Genomic DNA, 16,345 nt, shown 5'->3' on the forward strand with positions numbered 1-16,345 from the left:
AATTTTCAGACGGCCGGGATTGGACGGAAGGAAAACAGGCCGTCTGAAACATTTTGATGACGGGGGATTTGAATGCGTTGGGTTGCCGCTTTTCCTTACGGGATAAGGGAAAGGCGGTTTGCGGCGAGGGCGGTTGTCAGTGGGAAGGGGAGGGAAAAACGGGGATTGGGTGTTGCGTTTGGCTTGTATATAAAGAAGTGTATGAAGATTTTAGTCGTAGTGCATGAAGATTTTCCTTGCGATTTTAATGCAATACTGACTTGCCAACAGTGTTAAATTTTTTTACGATAAGGTCAGATTATGTTTGCATGGCCATAAGCGGTGCATTCTTTAAATACCGGATATTATCCTTGTCCGAATATCTATTTTAACCGGCCGGTTTGTCCGACCTGATTCCTAAATATATACGCGCAAGGCCGGGAGGCCTTGACGACACTCGATTTTTAAGAGGTTCATTGTGTCAAATTCTCAATCCAGCGAACGCGCGACGTTTAGCAGTCGCCGTGCCTTTATGTTTGCCGCCATCGGCTCGGCCGTGGGCTTAGGCAACATTTGGCGTTTCCCTTACATCGCCTTCGACAACGGCGGCGGTGCTTTCGTCCTCCCTTATTTGGTTGCGCTGTTGACGGCAGGTATTCCGCTGTTGCTGCTCGACTACGCCATCGGCCACCGTTACCGCGGTTCGCCTCCTTTGGCCTTCCGCCGCCTCGGCCGTTGGTTTGAGCCGGTGGGTTGGTGGAACTTCCTGACCAACGTCATCATCTGTATCTACTACGCCGTGATTGTCGGCTGGGCGGCAAGCTATGCCTATTATTCTTTGACTTCGGCATGGGGTACGGATCCGCAGGCATTCTTCTTCAAAGACTTCCTGCAAATGGCCGATGCCAAAGACTTGGGCTTGGATTTTGTCGGTAAAGTTGCCGGTCCGTTGATTGCCGTGTGGGTGTTTACGCTGGCGATTATGGCTTTGGGCGTGCAAAAAGGTGTGGCCGGTGCGTCCACATTCTTCATGCCTTTGTTGGTGGTGATGTTTGTCATCATGGTAGGTATTGCACTGACCTTGCCGGGTGCGGCAAAAGGTTTGGACGCTTTGTTTACTCCTGATTGGAGCCGATTGTCCGATCCGAAAGTCTGGGTAGCCGCATATGGCCAGATCTTCTTCTCGCTCTCCATCTGCTTCGGTATTATGATTACTTATTCTTCTTACCTGAAGAAAAAAACCGACTTGGGCGGCACAGGCTTGGTTGTCGGCTTTGCCAACAGCAGCTTCGAGTTGCTCGCCGGTATCGGCGTATTTGCAGCATTGGGCTTTATGGCTCAAGCCGCAGGCAAAGAAGTCAGCGAAGTGGCATCCAGCGGTATCGGCTTGGCGTTTATCGCGTTCCCAACCATCATTAACCAAGCGCCGATGGGCGCGTTGATCGGCGTGTTGTTCTTCGGCTCGCTGGTGTTTGCCGGTGTGACTTCCATGATTTCCATCGTTGAAGTGATTGTGGCCGCAATTCAAGACAAAATGAACATCGGCCGTGTCAGCGCAACGATGATTGCAGGCGTTCCCATGGCGATTATTTCCACCTTGCTGTTCGGTACGACCACCGGCCTGCCTGTGTTGGACGTATTGGACAAATTCATCAATACTTACGGCATTGTGGCTTCCGGTTTTGTTTATGTTTTGGCGATTGTCTTGTTGAACAAGCTGCCGGAACTGCGCAACCACTTGAACGCGCTGTCTTCCATCCGTGTTGGTAAAGTGTGGACTGCCAGCGTGGTGGTTACCGTTGCTATGCTCGGCTATATGCTTTATCAAGATACCGCTGGCCTCTTAAAAGAGAATTACAGCGGCTATCCTGACAGCTTCCTCAATATTTTCGGTTGGGGCATGGTAGGCGCCATCCTCGTATTGTCGGTTTTGCTGTCGTTCTTGCCGTGGAAACATGGTCAGAATTTCAACGTCAAAGACGAACATGAACACGAACGTGAAGGAGACGAATAATGAGTACTTCAGCCATTATTATGATGCTTGTCGCACTGATTGTCATTTGGGGCGGATTCATCGTCTCCGTCCTGCGCCTGCCTAAAGAATAAGGCTTGGGCAAATGAAAGGGCCGTCTGAAACTTAAATTTCAGACGGTCTTTTTGCGACATGACGGGGAAAGTGGGAAAGAAGGATTCCCCTGATTGGTGGGGTAGTCTGGAAATTTGATTATGTATTATTGATTATGATGTGTAAATTATATCTATTTGTTTTTAAAAGATTTTAGTCCGATTGTCGTTTTAATGAACCGTTGTTCCCTTTGAACCCTACCTGCTATTTTCTTTGTTTTAGAATAAAGGCTCTCATCGACCTGATGGGGCATTGGGTACAGCAACTGTTTATTTTTAAGGAGACTTCCGTGGCTAAAGTATATCAACCAGGTACAGAAATTGATTCTAAAGATTTTGTTTTCGGTCTCAATCCACGCGAGTGGAATGGCTTTTTTTCAAAAGGCATAGGGTCGGATAATGGCCATAATGAGCATGTCTTCCGTCTCGATCCGCGCGAGTGGAACGGCTTTTTTTCAAAAGGAGTAGAGTCCGATCATGGTCATAATGAGCATGTTTTCCGCCTCGATCCGCGCGAGTGGGACGGTACTTTTTCAGGAGAAGGCAAAGGTCCTAATGACGGTTATGATGATGACCATATCATCCGCCTTGATCCGCGTGAGTGGGAAGGTTTTGAGCCTGCACAACCGGCCGCGAAGCCGATATTGGAATCCAAAGCTTTCGATGGCGATGAACTTTTGAGCCGTGCCTTTGGTGAGGTTGATCCTCTTGATTCTTCTGTCGGTCTTTCCTCAGACAATGCGACCTATTCAAGCAATGGTACAGGTTCATCTGCGTTGGATACCATTCATGATTTAGCAGAGGCTTCTATTTTCAAACTGTAATCGTTCCATAATATAAAAGGCCGTCTGAAACCGATATGTGTTTCAGACGGCCTTTTTGTGTATGGTCATCGGGACGAAGCCTAACTCATCATCCAAATTACCAAATGCACCATGGTCGGGCCAAACAATACCATAAACAGTCCGGCCAGAATCATGGTCAGACTCGCCATGACGCCTTCGGTTTCGTGGCGTTGTCCGGCGCGTGATGTGCCGAAGCCGTGGGCGGCATTGCCGAATGCTACGCCGTTGGCGGTACGGAAACGGATGCGGGTGAAGGCCAAAAACAGGTCGCCGAATATCATGCCGACAAAGCCGGTGATGATGGTGAACAGGGAAACAAGCGAGGCTGAACCGTGGATTTCGCTGGCGAGGACAACGGCAAACGGCGTGGAGATGGAACGCGCCATCAGGCTGTTGGTTACTTCGTTGTTGAAGTGGAACATATGGCTCATGAGGAATGCGCTGACTACGCCGACAAACATGCCCACCATAATGGCGATGGAGAGGATGGGCAGCTGGCGGCGGATGACTTCGCGGTTTTCATAAATGGGGACGGCAAAGGCAACGGTAACCGGAGTAAGCAGGAAGACGATGCCTTGGGTATATTTGTGGTAGGTGTCGTAATTGACGCCGAATGCCAGCAGCAGGAGGATGGTGCTGACGGAGACGGTAACGACGGGGGAGAAAATCATTAAGGGTTTTTTGCGGTGGATTTTTTTGGCAACGACATAGGCAAAGCAAGTCCAGATGAAGCAGGCGAGGGCGGTGTAGTCCATTTTTATTCTCTATTTTTAGGAGTGGAGTTTTTTGTAGAGGCGGCGTTTCCAGCGGTAGCAGAAGTCGAGGGTAAGGGCGGTGCTGATCATCACGAGCGCGGTGCCGACGGCGATGGTCAAAATCAGCTGCCAACCTTCGGACATCAGCAGGTCTTGATATTGCAAGACGGAAACCATGATGGGGATGAAGAAAAAGACGAGTTCGCCCAATGCCCATTTTGCGCCGCGGTCAACCATGCCCGGGCGGATGATGCCGAGCCCCAAAAGGGCGAGCATGAGGAACAAGCCCAATACGCCTGAAGAAACAGGCAGATGCGTGAAGCGGACGATAAGGTCGGAGACGCCCCATACTGCGCCGATGATGGCAAGCTGCAAGGCCGTCTGAAAAAATCTGGTGAGGGAATCCATGATATGGGTGTGTGTTGAATGAAAGGCTTGATTATAGAAACCTTGTTTCTGCATAATATGAATTATTAAACGAATAATCATGCCTTAGAGGAATAATGGACTTCAAAAGCCTGCATTGTTTTGCCGAACTCATCCGCCTGCAAAGTTTTTCGGCCACGGCTTCCGCGTTGAATTTGACGCAGCCGACGGTCAGCAAAATCATTCAGGCTTTGGAAGAAGAATTGGGCGTGCCGCTTTTGTGCAAAGAAAACGGACGCAAAAAGCGGCAGGTGCAGCCGACCGCAATTGGCGAAGAAGTCTATCGCCATGCGTTAAACCTTTTGCACGAACGCGATTTGCTGCTGGCCCGCATTGACGATTACCGCCATGTCAAAAGCGGGACGCTGCGTTTGGGTTTGGCCCTGTTCGGCAGCGATTTGCTCAGTCATGCGCTGTTTGATTTCCACCAAAAATGGCCGGACATCGAATTGTCGTTTTTGGAACAAGGCTCGCTCGCCATCGAGCAATCCCTGCGCAACAACGAACTCGATGCCGGGCAGCTGCTCGCGCCGGTTCACGAAGACTTCGACAGCATTACTTTATGCGACTATCCGTTGGTGGTTTTGATGCCGAAAAATCGGGCGAGACACGATGCGCTGACGCTCAAAAGCCTGCAACACGAGCCCTTCATCCTTTTCGGTGCAGGGTTTTCCCTCAATGAAACCATTCAGACGGCCTGCCGCAATCAAGGTTTTACGCCCAACGTTGTCTGCCGTACCGGGCAATGGAATTTGGTCGCCGACATGGTTGCGCACAATATGGGCATTGCCTTGTTGCCCGAATACTATGCCCGAAAAATCAATCCCGATGTCTTTGCCGCCATTCCTTTGGTCGAACCTGAAATCCGCTGGCAGCTCACCATGGCATGGAAAAAACACCAACGACCGACGCCGGCCTTAAGGGCTTGGTTGGACGTGGTCAGGGAAGCGTTCGGCAGGCGAAACAAATAAAATCAAATCATCAGGCCGTCTGAAAAAAAAAAGGGTGTCGCTATCACCCGGTTTCAGACGGCCTTTCCCGTTAAAAATGGTAAAACGGCCTAAAAAAGAGTAGAATATGCACCGTTTACAAACTCTGCGCCTCTCAGCAGGCTCGAATTATGGACCTTCCCAGTTCGCCTTTGAACTTCCCATCAGATACACAACAACAATAATCATCCCGCCGAAATGCCTTCCCGCGTCCGGCGGGCGGAGCATTTATGAGCATCGAACAAACCCCTCCGAATCTCGACCATACCCCCGACAATGAAGCGGTGGAAGACCGCATTTCTGACGATCGCATCTCTGACGATATCGACCGCATCCACGCCTTATGTGAAATCCTCGAGCCGTCCTTTGAACAAATCGAAGCCGGTGTGCCGATTGAAGACGAAAGCCTGCGCGACAAGTTTACCGAGCTGACCGTCCTCTTGGCCGAGCTGCACCCTGCCGACGTGGCCGCCGTCTTGGAATCCCTGCCGCCGCGCGAGCGTAACATCGTCTGGCTTTTGGTTGCCCCGGAAGACGACGGCGAAGTGTTGCTGGAAGTATCCGACGCCGTACGCGAAACGCTGATCGAGTCCATGGACAAAGACGAGCTGTTGGCCGCCGTCGATGATTTGGACGCGGACGAATTGGCAGAACTGGCAGACGACTTGCCGCACCAAGTGGTGTACGAAGCGCTGCAAACGCGTGATGAAGAAGAGCGCGAGCAGGTCAAAGCGGCGATGTCTTACGAAGACAACCAAGTCGGCGCGATTATGGACTTTGAATTGGTCAGTATCCGCGCCGATGTAACGTGTGAGGTCGTGTTGCGCTACTTGCGCCGTTTCGACAGCCTCCCCGACCATACCGACAAGATTTTCGTGGTCGATGAAAACGACGTGTTGCAAGGCGTTCTGCCCATCCGCAAACTCTTGGTCGCCGACCCCGAAGACATGGTGGCGGACGTGATGGCCACCGATGTCGTGCGCTTCCGTCCCGAAGACGACGTGGAAGAAGCGGCGCAGGCGTTTGAACGTTATGACTTGGTAACCGCGCCGGTTGTCGATGAAAACAAAAAGCTGATCGGCAGGATCACCATTGACGAAATGGTGGACGTGATCCGTGAAGAATCGGAAGCCGACATGTTTAACATGGCCGGTTTGCAAGAAGAAGAGGACTTGTTCGCCCCGATTTGGGACTCGGTGAAAAACCGCTGGATGTGGCTTGCCATCAACCTGTGTACCGCCTTTATCGCCAGCCGCGTGATTGGCGCATTTGAAGGCAGTATCGAGAAAATCGTCGCACTGGCCGCGCTGATGCCCATCGTCGCCGGCATCGGCGGCAACTCCGGCAACCAAACCATCACCATGATCGTCCGCGCCATGGCAATGGGACAAATGACCAGCACACAGGCAGGCCGCCTGCTGAAAAAAGAAGTCGGCGTCGCCCTCGTCAACGGCATTATTTGGGGCACGGTAATGGGCGTGATTTCATGGCTGCTCTACGGCAACATCGGCATCGGTTTGGTCATGGTGGCCGCGATGACCTTGAACCTTTTGCTGGCCGCGACCGTCGGCGTCCTCATTCCCGTCATGATGGACAAAGCCGGACGCGACCCGGCATTGGGCAGCTCGGTGTTGATTACCGCGGTTACCGACTCCGGCGGCTTCCTGATTTTCTTGGGATTAGCAACCATGTTCCTGTTGTAATAGGAAAAAAAAGACGTGTTCGATACGTCCTTTTCAAACCGTTTAAAAGGCCGTCTGAAATTTCAATTTTCAGACGGCCTTTGCTGTTTTTTAAAGCTTTACATCATGAGGGCGTTTAGTTTTGGGGCTGACGTAGATTAGCCCCTTGTTTAAAGCGAAGTCAGAAAAGTCAGAAATCCCAATATCACGCCGACTGCGTTGGGTATAATCAGAATCCAGTCTTTCCGGGGTTCTTTGCTCCAACCGTACAAAACCCAAATCAGACAGGATACTGCTGCAAACAGGGGTTGCCACGGCTGCGCCTTTGCCCCTTGCATATTGGCGATAATTTGGGGGATATAGGCGACAAATACGAAAATACCTATTGCCGCTCCTATGCTGCCGACAACGGTATTGAATTTTGCTTTGCTTATCATGCTGGTAAGTCTCCTTTTAATATGAAAATCGAGGCGGTAGATAATATGGGCAGGCTGACTCAGCCGAGGGAACAGCCGCAGCCGCAATGATGTTCGTGGCCTTGGCCATGTTCGTCCGAATCTTCGGCAAGCAGGGCTTCGTAGTCGCCGCTTTCAATCAGGCTGACCAGTTCTGCCGGACTTTCCGCGCCTTCTACCTAGTCGCAGGATAAATAACTCTATTCTACCGCAAAATATGTATGTCATCATCCATCATTTGGCCTTGGCTGCCGATGAGGTTTTCGAGGGCTCTGTCGAGCTGGACGAAAGCTATTTCGGCGGATAGCGTAAAGGCAGACGTGGTCGAGGTGCGGCAGGAAAAGTGGTTGTCTTCGGCATTCTGAAACGCAACGGACGGGTCTATACCGTTGTGGTGGATAATGCCAAGTCTGAAACGTTATTCCCTGTCATCAAAAAGAAAATCATGCCGGACAGCATTGTTTACACGGATAGCCTGAGCAGCTATGATAAGTTGGACGTGAGCGGTTTTATCCATTACCGCATCAACCATTCCAAGGAATTTGTCGACCGTCAGAACCACATTAACGGCATTGAGAATTTTTGGAATCAGGCAAAACGTTTCTTGCGAAAATACAACGGAATCGATCGCAAATCTTTCCCGCTGTTCTTGAAAGAATGCGAATTTCGATTTAACTTCGGCACACCGTCTCAACAGCTTAAAATCCTGCGAGATTGGTGTGGAATTTAGGGCTAATCTACGTCAGCCCCTTAGTTTTTGATGACGTTTACGGCGTAATGGGCAGTAGTGTTACGGCGGGCTTGGGCGCGCATCATATAGACCTGCACTTTATATTTGCCCGATTGGGTAGCGATACCGTCAAATTTATCGCCTTGTGCCGAACCGTTAAATACGGCTTCATCGTCTTTGGGTGCCCATACGTTGAAATAGGCGTTAGGGCTGCCGGTTTTACTGATGCGCAGGCGGTCGCCCTTGCGTACGGAGAACAAATGCTCGGCGGTTTGATAGCCGGTGATTTTGCCGGAAAAACGCTGCTTGGTTTGTTTGTGTGCCGAAGCTGGTTTTGAAGCTTCCGCTTTAGGCGTGGCGGCATTTGAATAAGTGGTAAACAGTAAGGGAAGGGCGGCTAACAAGAGAAATTTTTTTCATGGGTTGGGTCTCCGAATGTGGGGCGCCAATATGGCACTCATTTTGATAACCCATCAGTATGTTCATATTTTTATAAAGCCAAAGCCGAATAGGGCAATATTCATTTTTTCAATCAGGCCGTCTGAAAACAAATATTATTCAGACGGCCTTTTCTGATAATATAACAACGAATTATTCCTTTCGGAGCCGTTATGACCTTCCCGCCACTCAAATCTCCCCTGAAATTTTACGCCGTTGTTCCCACTGCTGACTGGGTCGAGCGCATGGTCAAAGCAGGTGCCGACACGGTGCAACTGCGCTGTAAAATCCTGCATGGCGACGAGTTGAAACGCGAAATCGAACGTTGCGTCGTAGCCTGTCAAAACAGTGCAACCCAGCTTTTCATCAACGACCACTGGCGCGAAGCGATTGCCGCAGGTGCATACGGCGTGCATCTCGGGCAGGAAGACATGGACACTGCCGACCTAGCCGCGATTGAAGCTGCCGGTTTGCGCTTGGGCTTGAGTACGCACTCTGTTGCCGAACTCGATCGCGCCTTGTCCGTACAACCTAGCTACGTCGCCAGCGGTGCGATTTTCCCGACCACGACCAAGCAAATGCCGACCGCCCCGCAAGGTTTGGACAAACTGCGCGAATACGTCAGACAGGCACGCGGCACGCCCGTCGTCGCCATCGGCGGCATCGATTTGAACAACGCCGAAGATGTGCTTGCCACCGGCGTTTCCTCACTTGCCGTCGTCCGCGCCGTGACCGAAGCGGAAAATCCCGAAGCGGTGGTTAAAGCGTTTCAGGCTTTGTGGGATGAATAAGGCCGTCTGAAAATAAGAAGTCTGACAAGAGGAGCAAACATCATGAAGATTATATTGAACAATGAAACCATCACATTAAACGGCACAACCGTTGCCGACCTTATCGCCCAAACTTCGCCGCCAAAACCGTTTGCCGTTGCCGTCAATACCCAGTTTGTCGCCAAAGGCACGTATGCGGAAACGGTTTTGAACGAAAACGATAAAGTGGACATTGTGCGCCCGGTAGTCGGCGGATAAGCGGTTTTACTGCGCGTATAGCTGCGCTATTGGTTTAATGCTGAGAAAAGGAAAAGAGATGTTTATCGTATCGTTGGAATATATGAAAGAATTGGCTGCGGTTGAAACCTACCTGGCCGAGCATATCGCGTATCTCGAACGGTATTATCAAGCAGGTGTATTTGTGATGTCTGGACGCAAACAGCCGCGGACAGGCGGCGTTATCCTGATGAAAGCATCAGGCAGGGAACAGGTGGAAAAGTTAATTGCAGAAGACCCGTTTCACCGAGAAGGCGTAGCGAAATACACGATTACCGAGTTTATTCCGACTAAGGTCGCCGAAGGACTTGAAAACTATTTGGAAACTATCTGAACCGATTTTTTAGAAGGCTATTGCCTCAAAAATAATATTACAAAGGAATCCATCATGTTTACCCTATACGGAGAAACTTTCCCTTCACGGCTGCTGCTCGGTACGGCTGCTTATCCGACGCCGGAAATCCTCAAGCAGTCTGTCCAAATCGCGCAACCGGCGATGATTACCGTTTCGTTGCGCCGCGCGGGAAGCGGCGGCGAGGCGCACGGGCAAGGGTTTTGGTCGTTGTTGGAAGAAATGGGCGTACCTGTGTTGCCCAATACCGCAGGCTGTCAAAGTGTTCAGGAAGCCGTGACCACTGCGCAAATGGCACGCGAAGTGTTTGATACTGATTGGATCAAGCTCGAACTTATCGGCGATGATGACACGTTGCAGCCCGATGTGTTTCAGCTTGTTGAAGCGGCGGAAATCCTGATTAAAGATGGCTTCAAGGTGCTGCCTTATTGCACTGAAGATTTGATTGCCTGCCGCCGACTGCTTGACGCAGGCTGTCAGGCGTTGATGCCGTGGGCGGCGCCGATTGGCACGGGTTTGGGCGCGGTTCATGCTTATGCGTTGAAAGTCCTGCGCGAACGTCTGCCCGACACGCCGTTGATTATCGACGCAGGCTTGGGTTTGCCTTCGCAGGCGGCGCAAGTGATGGAATGGGGTTTTGACGGCGTGCTGCTGAATACCGCCGTTTCCCGCAGCGGAGATCCGGTCAATATGGCACGCGCTTTTGCGCTTGCGGTCGAGTCGGGTCGTCTGGCTTATGAGGCGGAACCTGTGGAGGCGCGTGAGAAAGCGCGCGCCAGTACGCCGACGGTGGGCCAGCCTTTCTGGCATTCGGCGGAATATTGATAAACGTCAGGGCGTGTCGAACACGCCCTTTTTTGTCGGTGGAAAACCTGATTTCAGATTGAACAGAATGTTCAGACGGCCTTGGACAAAAGCTGTTTCAATGGCTTTAAGATTTGCCATGCCTGAGCTTTGAGTTGCGGCTGCATCAGCAGGCGGGCAGGGTGGGGAATGACGAAATGCGGCCGCTCTGCGCACAATTCGTTCATCAGCCCGATCATGTCGGGGCTGTCGAAGATTTTGCCGAGGAACAATACTGCGCGCGCTTGCGATGCAGTCAGCTCGTTTTGCATTTCTGCAAGCTCGGAGCGGATGTGTTCGGCATCGGGGAGGGCGGTAAATACGGGCGCTGTTTTGACCCATGCGGTTTTGTGCGCCTGCTCGGGCTTGAGGCCGATGGCGGCGAGGATGTTGTCGAGAAGCGTGCCGACGTCGCCGCTAAACAGCGTACCGTGCAGGCTGTCTTCGGTAGACGGGCAAATGCTGACCACCATGATTTCAGACGGCCTGATGGTTACTTCAAGGCGGGGCAGATTGTCTGAATGCGTGGCTTTTTCTGTTTTTGCCGGTGTTTCGGCGATGGCTTTGGGTGCAGCTTCGGGAACGCGGACAGCAGGTTTGGCCGTTTGCGCAGTGGCAATGGCGGCAGTGCGTGCCTGATGGGCACCTGCGGATAAAGTACGCACGGCTTGCGCGGTATCGGCGGCAATGGTTTTGGGGCGGACGGGCGCAGCATGGATGATTTTGGCGTTTCGGTTCAGCCACATCGGGCCCAAACCCAAGGCTTCGTGCAGGTGCAGATAGCGGCTGCTTAACATGATTTCTCCATCAATACGGCATCTTCGCTGCCACCGTCGGGCAGGGCGTAGTAGTTTTTGCGGCGGCCGCAGGTTTGGAAGCCGTGTTTGCGGTAGAGCTGTTGCGCGGTTTCATTGCTTGCGCGGACTTCGAGCAGCAATCGGGTTGTGCCTTGCTGTTGCACTGCATTTTGCCAGTGTTGCAGCAGGGCGGACGCAATGCCTTGGCGGCGGTATTCGGGCGCGACGGCAATCAGGTGTAGCTCGGATTCGTCAAACACGGTTTGCCACACGATAAAGCCGGTAATTTGGTGGTCGGTCTGGCTGAGCCAAACGCTGTCGGGATGGTGTTGAACCGCCGATTCAAACTGCTGCGCCGTCCACGACGAGGGATTGCCTTGTGCGTCGATGGTGGCAAGAGCGGGGCAGTCGGCAAGTACGGCTGGGCGCAGGTTCACGGTTTGGCCTTTTGTTGGGCTTGCTCTTGCGCGGTCAGGGCAATTTTGTTGCGGACGTAGAGCAACTCGGCGTGTGCCGCGTCAATAGCAGGATAGCGGCCGCTGCGGGCAAGTTTAAGATAGTCGGCGGCGGTCGGCATATCGGCTTGACCGTCAAAAGGCGGTTTGTCGGCGAGGGCAAAGGCATTGCCGATGCCGCCGGTAGGCGTTTGGCCTTCGGGCGCGGTAATGGCGACGGCTTTGCCAACCGTGTAATCGCTCAAGCGGACGTGGTTTTGCGTATTAAACCATGCGTAGAACACTTCGCCCATGCGCGCATCGGTGGCTGCCAGTACGCAGCTGGATGGCGGCAACAGCGAAGCAGCGGCATCGAGGCAGGGAATGCCGATCATGGGCGTGTCAAACGGTGTGGCCAAACCTTGTGCAACCGCCGCGCCGATACGCAGGCCGGTAAATGCGCCGGGACCCTGTGCATAAACGATGCAGCCCAAATCGGCGGCAGTAATACTCGCTTCTTTAAAGAGGCGATCGATTTGCGGCAGGATTTGTTCGGATTGCTTGGTGCCGACGTTTTCGTGAAACAGGCGGATTTCGCCTTGATGTTCCAATGCAATGGACAGAAAGGATGTGCTGGTGTCGATGGCAAGAGTCGGGCGGTTGTCGGTTGGCATGGTGTTATTTTTTAGAAGGATATGGTTTGCCATTATAGTGGAACGGCGAGGGGGAACAAAGCATTCGGGCGGCGCGTTGGTAAAAACGCCGTTTGCCGCAAAGCTATTCGATAAGTGAACCAAGGTTTCAGGCTGTCTGAAAATGTTTCAGACGGCCTTGTTTTATTTGTCGAGTTTCAATAAAGGCGAACCTGCTTTTTCAACGGCGCGGCGGTAGGCTTCATGCGCTTCGATGCGCTGCAAATAAGCGCGGATATTGGGGTAATCGGCAAAATCGAAGCGGTCGGCCGCGGCTTGCAGCGGATAGCTCATCATGATGTCGGCACCGCTGAGGCTGTTGCCGACCAACCATTCGCGGTTTTCCAACTCGTTGTTGATATGGGAAAGATGCAGCGCGGCTTGCGGATGGATAAAGCTGCTTTTGACGCTGCCGCTGATTTTGCGGGCAATCGGTTTGACGAAAAACGGCATGGGCGCGCTTTCAATCCGGCGAAATACCAGTCCGAGCAGCAATAACGGCATCAGTGAACCTTCGGCATAATGCAGCCAGCGTTGATATTGCCAGTATTCGCGGCTGCCGCGTTCGGGCATCAAACGGCCGTTGCCGTAGGTTTGAATCAGATAGTCGGTAATCGCGCCGCTTTCCGCCAAGATAAAGCCGTCATCATCCAATAAAGGCGATTTGCCCAAGGGATGGATGGCTTTGAGTTCGTCAGGGGCGAGTAAAGTGTCGGGATGACGGCGGTAGGTTTGCAGGCGGTAGGGTGTACCGAGGATTTCAAGCAGCCAAACGATGCGCAGGGCGCGGGATTGGTCGAGCGAATGTAGGGTAATCATGAGGGGCTTTAGATATCGGTTTGTTTGAGGCCGTCTATGCTGATTTGGCAGGCATCGGCGTATTTGCAAGAATAATGTGATGGAGTGGGGAAATTATAGATACCAACAACAGATGGATAGGATATTTTGGTGTATGGTTAGTTTTGAATAAAATTTAGATAAAAAAATAACCGCTTCAAGGCGGTTTGTGGTGGCCAGAGGCGGAATCGAACCGCCGACACACGGATTTTCAATCCGTTGCTCTACCAACTGAGCTATCTGGCCTTCGCGTGTTTCGTCGCGAGATGTGAATTAAACCAAATTTTGTTGCCTTGTGCAAGCGTTTGCAGGCTTTATTTTTGAGGCGGTAAATTAAGATTTTGTTTTGTATTGAATTATTTTTCGTTTTAATTGGCAGTTTTTAGGTTTGCCGGTTTGATTTTCAGACGGCCTAAGATACAATCGGCTTTTTTGCTTTGGATTTATGCCATGCTGTATGTGTTTGTTCGTGATATGTGGGATGTTTTGCGTTTGCGCTATCGTTCGCCGGAGACGTATTTGTATTCGCCTTTAGTGATGGCGGCGGTGTTGCTGCTGTTGGGGGTGGTGAACGCGGCCAGCATGTCGCCTTTGTTTGGCAGTGGCGCGGCGGCGGTGTGCCTGTCGGTGATTTTGGTGATTGTGAAATGGTTGGTGTTGAGCCGCTCGATGCGTAAGGTGCTGCATTATTACGGTGCGCCCCAACTGCCTTTGTGGGGCTTTATTTTGGTATCTGAGGCTTTGCTGCTGCCGCTGTTGCTGGTGTTGTATGTGCCGGCGTTGGCTGCGTTTGCGCTGTTGTGGCAGGCTTGGGTTTTTGTGGTGCAGGTACGCGGTTTGATGTGGATGGGGAATGCGACGGTAGGCCGTGTTTTGGTGGGTTATCTGTTGTATGGTTTCGGCGTGTTGTGTGTGGGTACGGTGATTTTGATGCTGTTTATTGCCGCCGGTTGGTTGGACATGGAAACGTTGAATCAAAACCTGCAGGCATTGATGTCTGCCCGTAAATAATCAATGGAAATTGGAAGGCCGTCTGAAATGTTCAGACGGCCTTTGTTTTATGTATTTGTTTCGTGGTCTTGCAGGATTTTTTGATAGACGGGGTCGGGGAGGTAGCGGCCTATCATGTCGCGCCAGCCTTGTGGGCCGACCAAGCCTTTGACCATGGTGGAGGACACTTCGGCTATTTCGCGCGGCGGCATCAGGAATATGGTGGAAATTTCGGGGGCGATGTCGCTGTTGATGTAGCGCATTGAGCGTTCGTATTCGTAGTCGGCGGAGGAACGGATGCCGCGGACGATGAAATTGGCGTTGGCTTCGCGGGCGTAATCGACCAAAAAGCGGTTTTCAAACACGCTGATGCGGACGTTGGGGAAGGGGTGGGTAATGGCATCGAGCATGGCGCGGCGTTCTTCTATGGTGTAGGTGCTGCGCTTTTCGGGATTGGTACCGATGGCGACGATGAGTTCGTCAAAGAGGGACTGGGCTTCCTGTATCATCCACAGGTGGCCGAGGGTGGGAGGGTCGAAGCTGCCTGCGTACACGGCACGGCGCGGAGTGGTCGTGGTCATTTTAGGTTGGGAATGGGGTTTGTGTACGTTCAGGATAGGGGAGTTTGCCGGTGATGTCAAAAATCAAAAAGGCCGTCTGAAATTTCAGACGGCCTTTGCGGCTTTATCAGTCGTCACCACTAATAGAGATGAGGATTCTCAGGAGGCTGCTGAAAATGTTGTAGATGGAGATGAAGATGGTCAGCGCCGCGCTGATGTGGCTGTCTTCACCGCCATCGATAACGGCACGAACTTGCCACATAATCATCAGGGAACTGAAGACAACGAAGCCGGCCGCGATGGTCAGGCTCAGGGCTGGGATGTTGAGGAAGATGTTGGCCACAACGGCAATCATGAGCACTATCGCACCGGCACCGAGGAAGCTGCCGAGTTTGTTCATGTTCATTGTGGTGCGGCGCGCCATGGCGGACATGGTGAAGAATACACCGGCGGTCATGGCGGCGGCTGTACCGACGATTTGCGCGCCGTTATTAATAGACAGGGTGTATTGCAACATAGGGCTGATGGCAAGGCCCATGCCGAAAGTGAAGATCATCAACAGGGCTACGCCGACGTTGCTGTAACGGTTTTTCTCAATCAGGAAGGTCATGCCGTAGAAAAAGCCGAAGAAGGCGGCCAGGGCAACATAGTATGAACCGAATATGGCGAAAATGTTAAAGCCTGTTTTGGCGGAAAAGAACGCGCCGGCAATGGCAGGAATGAAAGACAGGCCGAGCAGGCGGTAGGTTTTTTGCAGGACGGTATTTTTGGCAACCGAGCCTTGCGAGGTATAGTCGTAAACGTCGTTTTGCATGGCGTTTGCTCCAGTGTGGATTGAAATGAATGAAATTTGGATTTTAACAGAGAATCATGGGTTTGTATGATTTATCTGTTCTATTTGCCTAATATGCGGGGCAATCGGGAATTTTAAAGGCCGTCTGAAAATCGGGTTTCAGACGGCCTTGGCTTTTCAATGCTTATTTAGGCTCTTGCGGAACATAGCCTTGTACGGCATCTGCTCCGTCGCCGAAGAAGTATTGTTCCATCTGCTGGGCAAGGTATTCGCGTGCGCGCGGATCAGCAAGGCTTAGGCGGTTTTCGTTGATGAGCATGGTTTGGTGACGGGTCCAAGCCATCCATGCTTCTTGGGAAACGTTTTCAAAAATGCGTTTGCCCAATTCGTTGGGCAGCGGCGGAAATTTCATGCCTTCGGCTTCTTTGCCGAGTTTGACGCAGTGAACCATACGGGTCATGGCGGTTTCCTTATGTGGGGTTGCAAAGGTTGGTATTTTAGCCGATTGCACGGATAGGGGAAAGCGTGGGTTTCAGACGGCCTGAAACCTTGCTATGATGGTCTTTTCTGTTTATTCA

Annotated in this window: 21 protein-coding genes, 1 tRNA gene and 1 pseudogene; 11 read left to right on the forward strand and 12 right to left on the reverse strand. The window is 51.9% G+C overall.

The genetic code is table 11. The features are described 5' to 3' along the window. The first annotated feature begins 457 nt into the window (after positions 1-457). The 3 genes from ACTHTS_RS06255 (at position 458) to ACTHTS_RS06265 (ending at position 2,927) form a co-directional block, all read left to right on the forward strand. On the forward strand, positions 458-1,993 hold the full coding sequence (locus tag ACTHTS_RS06255) for a sodium-dependent transporter (protein WP_440369541.1): 1,536 nt from the start codon (positions 458-460) through the stop codon (positions 1,991-1,993). After that, positions 1,993-2,085 (forward strand): methionine/alanine import family NSS transporter small subunit, encoded by a 93-nt coding sequence (locus ACTHTS_RS06260; RefSeq protein ID WP_036472778.1) that lies wholly within the window; start codon positions 1,993-1,995, stop codon positions 2,083-2,085. Before ACTHTS_RS06255 ends, ACTHTS_RS06260 begins: the two co-directional genes overlap by 1 nt. Positions 2,086-2,393: 308 nt before the next feature. Further along, positions 2,394-2,927: a hypothetical protein gene (locus ACTHTS_RS06265; RefSeq protein ID WP_440369542.1), complete on the forward strand. Its 534-nt coding sequence runs from the start codon at positions 2,394-2,396 to the stop codon at positions 2,925-2,927. Between the two features lie 80 nt (positions 2,928-3,007). Here ACTHTS_RS06265 and ACTHTS_RS06270 read toward each other — a convergent pair whose 3' ends face one another. Together ACTHTS_RS06270 and ACTHTS_RS06275 are read right to left on the reverse strand one after the other, a co-directional pair. Further along, on the reverse strand, positions 3,008-3,703 hold the full coding sequence (locus ACTHTS_RS06270) for an LrgB family protein (protein WP_039861867.1): 696 nt from the start codon (positions 3,701-3,703) through the stop codon (positions 3,008-3,010). A 15-nt stretch (positions 3,704-3,718) separates the two neighbouring features. Beyond that, on the reverse strand, positions 3,719-4,192 hold the full coding sequence (locus ACTHTS_RS06275; RefSeq protein WP_371509404.1) for a CidA/LrgA family protein: 474 nt from the start codon (positions 4,190-4,192) through the stop codon (positions 3,719-3,721). 14 nt (positions 4,193-4,206) lie between these two features. Here ACTHTS_RS06275 and ACTHTS_RS06280 point away from each other — a divergent pair, with 14 nt between their 5' ends. Together ACTHTS_RS06280 and mgtE are read left to right on the forward strand one after the other, a co-directional pair. Then, positions 4,207-5,100 carry a LysR family transcriptional regulator gene (locus ACTHTS_RS06280; protein WP_440369543.1) on the forward strand — a complete coding sequence of 298 codons (894 nt, stop codon included), beginning with the start codon at positions 4,207-4,209 and terminating at the stop codon, positions 5,098-5,100. Positions 5,101-5,348: 248 nt separating this feature from the next. Further along, positions 5,349-6,821 (forward strand): magnesium transporter, encoded by a 1,473-nt coding sequence (mgtE, locus tag ACTHTS_RS06285; protein WP_070848826.1) that lies wholly within the window; start codon positions 5,349-5,351, stop codon positions 6,819-6,821. Between the two features lie 149 nt (positions 6,822-6,970). Here the strand turns inward: mgtE and ACTHTS_RS06290 are convergent, their stop codons facing one another. Continuing rightward, a complete protein-coding gene (locus ACTHTS_RS06290; protein ID WP_004518970.1) occupies positions 6,971-7,237 on the reverse strand; it encodes a SemiSWEET family transporter in 267 nt (88 codons plus the stop codon). Between the two features lie 218 nt (positions 7,238-7,455). Here ACTHTS_RS06290 and ACTHTS_RS06295 point away from each other — a divergent pair. After that, positions 7,456-7,985 (forward strand): annotated as a pseudogene (locus ACTHTS_RS06295) (IS1595 family transposase); the annotation flags it as partial. 20 nt (positions 7,986-8,005) lie between these two features. Here the strand turns inward: ACTHTS_RS06295 and ACTHTS_RS06300 are convergent. Further along, positions 8,006-8,389, reverse strand: a complete 384-nt coding sequence (locus ACTHTS_RS06300; RefSeq protein ID WP_004518967.1) for a hypothetical protein — start codon at positions 8,387-8,389, stop codon at positions 8,006-8,008. Between the two features lie 207 nt (positions 8,390-8,596). Here ACTHTS_RS06300 and thiE point away from each other — a divergent pair, with 207 nt between their 5' ends. From thiE to ACTHTS_RS06320, 4 genes are read left to right on the forward strand one after another with little or no spacing between them, the layout of a single operon-like run. Next, positions 8,597-9,214, forward strand: coding sequence for a thiamine phosphate synthase (thiE, locus tag ACTHTS_RS06305; protein WP_049329750.1), 618 nt, complete (start codon positions 8,597-8,599; stop codon positions 9,212-9,214). Between the two features lie 42 nt (positions 9,215-9,256). Further along, on the forward strand, positions 9,257-9,451 hold the full coding sequence (gene thiS, locus ACTHTS_RS06310; protein ID WP_049351218.1) for a sulfur carrier protein ThiS: 195 nt from the start codon (positions 9,257-9,259) through the stop codon (positions 9,449-9,451). Positions 9,452-9,509: 58 nt separating this feature from the next. Beyond that, on the forward strand, positions 9,510-9,803 hold the full coding sequence (locus ACTHTS_RS06315) for a YciI family protein (protein WP_049332239.1): 294 nt from the start codon (positions 9,510-9,512) through the stop codon (positions 9,801-9,803). A 54-nt stretch (positions 9,804-9,857) separates the two neighbouring features. Further along, positions 9,858-10,646 carry a thiazole synthase gene (locus ACTHTS_RS06320; protein ID WP_049332237.1) on the forward strand — a complete coding sequence of 263 codons (789 nt, stop codon included), beginning with the start codon at positions 9,858-9,860 and terminating at the stop codon, positions 10,644-10,646. A gap of 71 nt (positions 10,647-10,717) precedes the next feature. On the opposite strand, the gene ACTHTS_RS06325 is transcribed toward ACTHTS_RS06320, so the two are convergent. From ACTHTS_RS06325 to ACTHTS_RS06345, 5 genes are all read right to left on the reverse strand, one after another. Further along, a complete protein-coding gene (locus tag ACTHTS_RS06325) occupies positions 10,718-11,461 on the reverse strand; it encodes a uracil-DNA glycosylase family protein (RefSeq protein ID WP_440369544.1) in 744 nt (247 codons plus the stop codon). After that, the gene (gene rimI / locus ACTHTS_RS06330) at positions 11,455-11,898 is read right to left on the reverse strand and encodes a ribosomal protein S18-alanine N-acetyltransferase (protein WP_440369545.1); all 444 of its coding nucleotides are present in this window, start codon (positions 11,896-11,898) and stop codon (positions 11,455-11,457) included. The genes ACTHTS_RS06325 and rimI overlap by 7 nt, the downstream gene beginning before the upstream one ends. Beyond that, a complete protein-coding gene (tsaB, locus tag ACTHTS_RS06335) occupies positions 11,895-12,602 on the reverse strand; it encodes a tRNA (adenosine(37)-N6)-threonylcarbamoyltransferase complex dimerization subunit type 1 TsaB (RefSeq protein WP_440369650.1) in 708 nt (235 codons plus the stop codon). The genes rimI and tsaB overlap by 4 nt, the downstream gene beginning before the upstream one ends. Before the next feature lie 129 nt (positions 12,603-12,731). Then, complete coding sequence (locus ACTHTS_RS06340; protein WP_440369546.1) at positions 12,732-13,406, reverse strand: glutathione S-transferase family protein; 675 nt, start codon at positions 13,404-13,406, stop codon at positions 12,732-12,734. A gap of 188 nt (positions 13,407-13,594) precedes the next feature. Further along, a tRNA-Phe gene (locus ACTHTS_RS06345) sits at positions 13,595-13,670 on the reverse strand. Between the two features lie 204 nt (positions 13,671-13,874). On the opposite strand from ACTHTS_RS06345, the gene ACTHTS_RS06350 reads away from it, so the two are divergent. After that, on the forward strand, positions 13,875-14,435 hold the full coding sequence (locus ACTHTS_RS06350; protein WP_440369651.1) for a hypothetical protein: 561 nt from the start codon (positions 13,875-13,877) through the stop codon (positions 14,433-14,435). 47 nt (positions 14,436-14,482) lie between these two features. On the opposite strand, the gene coaD is transcribed toward ACTHTS_RS06350, so the two are convergent. The 3 genes from coaD to ACTHTS_RS06365 all read right to left on the reverse strand — a co-directional run bounded on the left by coaD (position 14,483) and on the right by ACTHTS_RS06365 (position 16,227). Further along, entirely contained in the window at positions 14,483-14,995 is a 513-nt protein-coding gene (gene coaD, locus ACTHTS_RS06355) for a pantetheine-phosphate adenylyltransferase (RefSeq protein WP_003682645.1), read from the reverse strand. 106 nt (positions 14,996-15,101) lie between these two features. Then, the gene (locus tag ACTHTS_RS06360; protein ID WP_440369547.1) at positions 15,102-15,788 is read right to left on the reverse strand and encodes a Bax inhibitor-1 family protein; all 687 of its coding nucleotides are present in this window, start codon (positions 15,786-15,788) and stop codon (positions 15,102-15,104) included. A 163-nt stretch (positions 15,789-15,951) separates the two neighbouring features. After that, positions 15,952-16,227 carry an oxidative damage protection protein gene (locus ACTHTS_RS06365; RefSeq protein ID WP_003682648.1) on the reverse strand — a complete coding sequence of 92 codons (276 nt, stop codon included), beginning with the start codon at positions 16,225-16,227 and terminating at the stop codon, positions 15,952-15,954. Positions 16,228-16,345: the final 118 nt, after the last annotated feature.

Source organism: Neisseria sp. P0019.S003, from assembly GCF_051957115.1.
GTDB lineage: Bacteria > Pseudomonadota > Gammaproteobacteria > Burkholderiales > Neisseriaceae > Neisseria > Neisseria flavescens_D.

Coding starts and splice junctions, on each gene's coding strand:
- ACTHTS_RS06290 (WP_004518970.1), bottom strand. CDS start 7,237: ATGATAAGCAAAGCAAAATTCAATACCGTTGTCGGCAGCATAGGAGCG.
- ACTHTS_RS06280 (WP_440369543.1), top strand. CDS start 4,207: ATGGACTTCAAAAGCCTGCATTGTTTTGCCGAACTCATCCGCCTGCAA.
- ACTHTS_RS06275 (WP_371509404.1), bottom strand. CDS start 4,192: ATGATTATTCGTTTAATAATTCATATTATGCAGAAACAAGGTTTCTAT.
- ACTHTS_RS06270 (WP_039861867.1), bottom strand. CDS start 3,703: ATGGACTACACCGCCCTCGCCTGCTTCATCTGGACTTGCTTTGCCTAT.
- ACTHTS_RS06325 (WP_440369544.1), bottom strand. CDS start 11,461: ATGTTAAGCAGCCGCTATCTGCACCTGCACGAAGCCTTGGGTTTGGGC.
- ACTHTS_RS06360 (WP_440369547.1), bottom strand. CDS start 15,788: ATGCAAAACGACGTTTACGACTATACCTCGCAAGGCTCGGTTGCCAAA.
- mgtE (WP_070848826.1), top strand. CDS start 5,349: ATGAGCATCGAACAAACCCCTCCGAATCTCGACCATACCCCCGACAAT.
- coaD (WP_003682645.1), bottom strand. CDS start 14,995: ATGACCACGACCACTCCGCGCCGTGCCGTGTACGCAGGCAGCTTCGAC.
- tsaB (WP_440369650.1), bottom strand. CDS start 12,602: ATGGCAAACCATATCCTTCTAAAAAATAACACCATGCCAACCGACAAC.
- ACTHTS_RS06340 (WP_440369546.1), bottom strand. CDS start 13,406: ATGATTACCCTACATTCGCTCGACCAATCCCGCGCCCTGCGCATCGTT.
- thiE (WP_049329750.1), top strand. CDS start 8,597: ATGACCTTCCCGCCACTCAAATCTCCCCTGAAATTTTACGCCGTTGTT.
- ACTHTS_RS06260 (WP_036472778.1), top strand. CDS start 1,993: ATGAGTACTTCAGCCATTATTATGATGCTTGTCGCACTGATTGTCATT.
- thiS (WP_049351218.1), top strand. CDS start 9,257: ATGAAGATTATATTGAACAATGAAACCATCACATTAAACGGCACAACC.
- ACTHTS_RS06365 (WP_003682648.1), bottom strand. CDS start 16,227: ATGACCCGTATGGTTCACTGCGTCAAACTCGGCAAAGAAGCCGAAGGC.
- ACTHTS_RS06315 (WP_049332239.1), top strand. CDS start 9,510: ATGTTTATCGTATCGTTGGAATATATGAAAGAATTGGCTGCGGTTGAA.
- ACTHTS_RS06350 (WP_440369651.1), top strand. CDS start 13,875: ATGCTGTATGTGTTTGTTCGTGATATGTGGGATGTTTTGCGTTTGCGC.
- ACTHTS_RS06320 (WP_049332237.1), top strand. CDS start 9,858: ATGTTTACCCTATACGGAGAAACTTTCCCTTCACGGCTGCTGCTCGGT.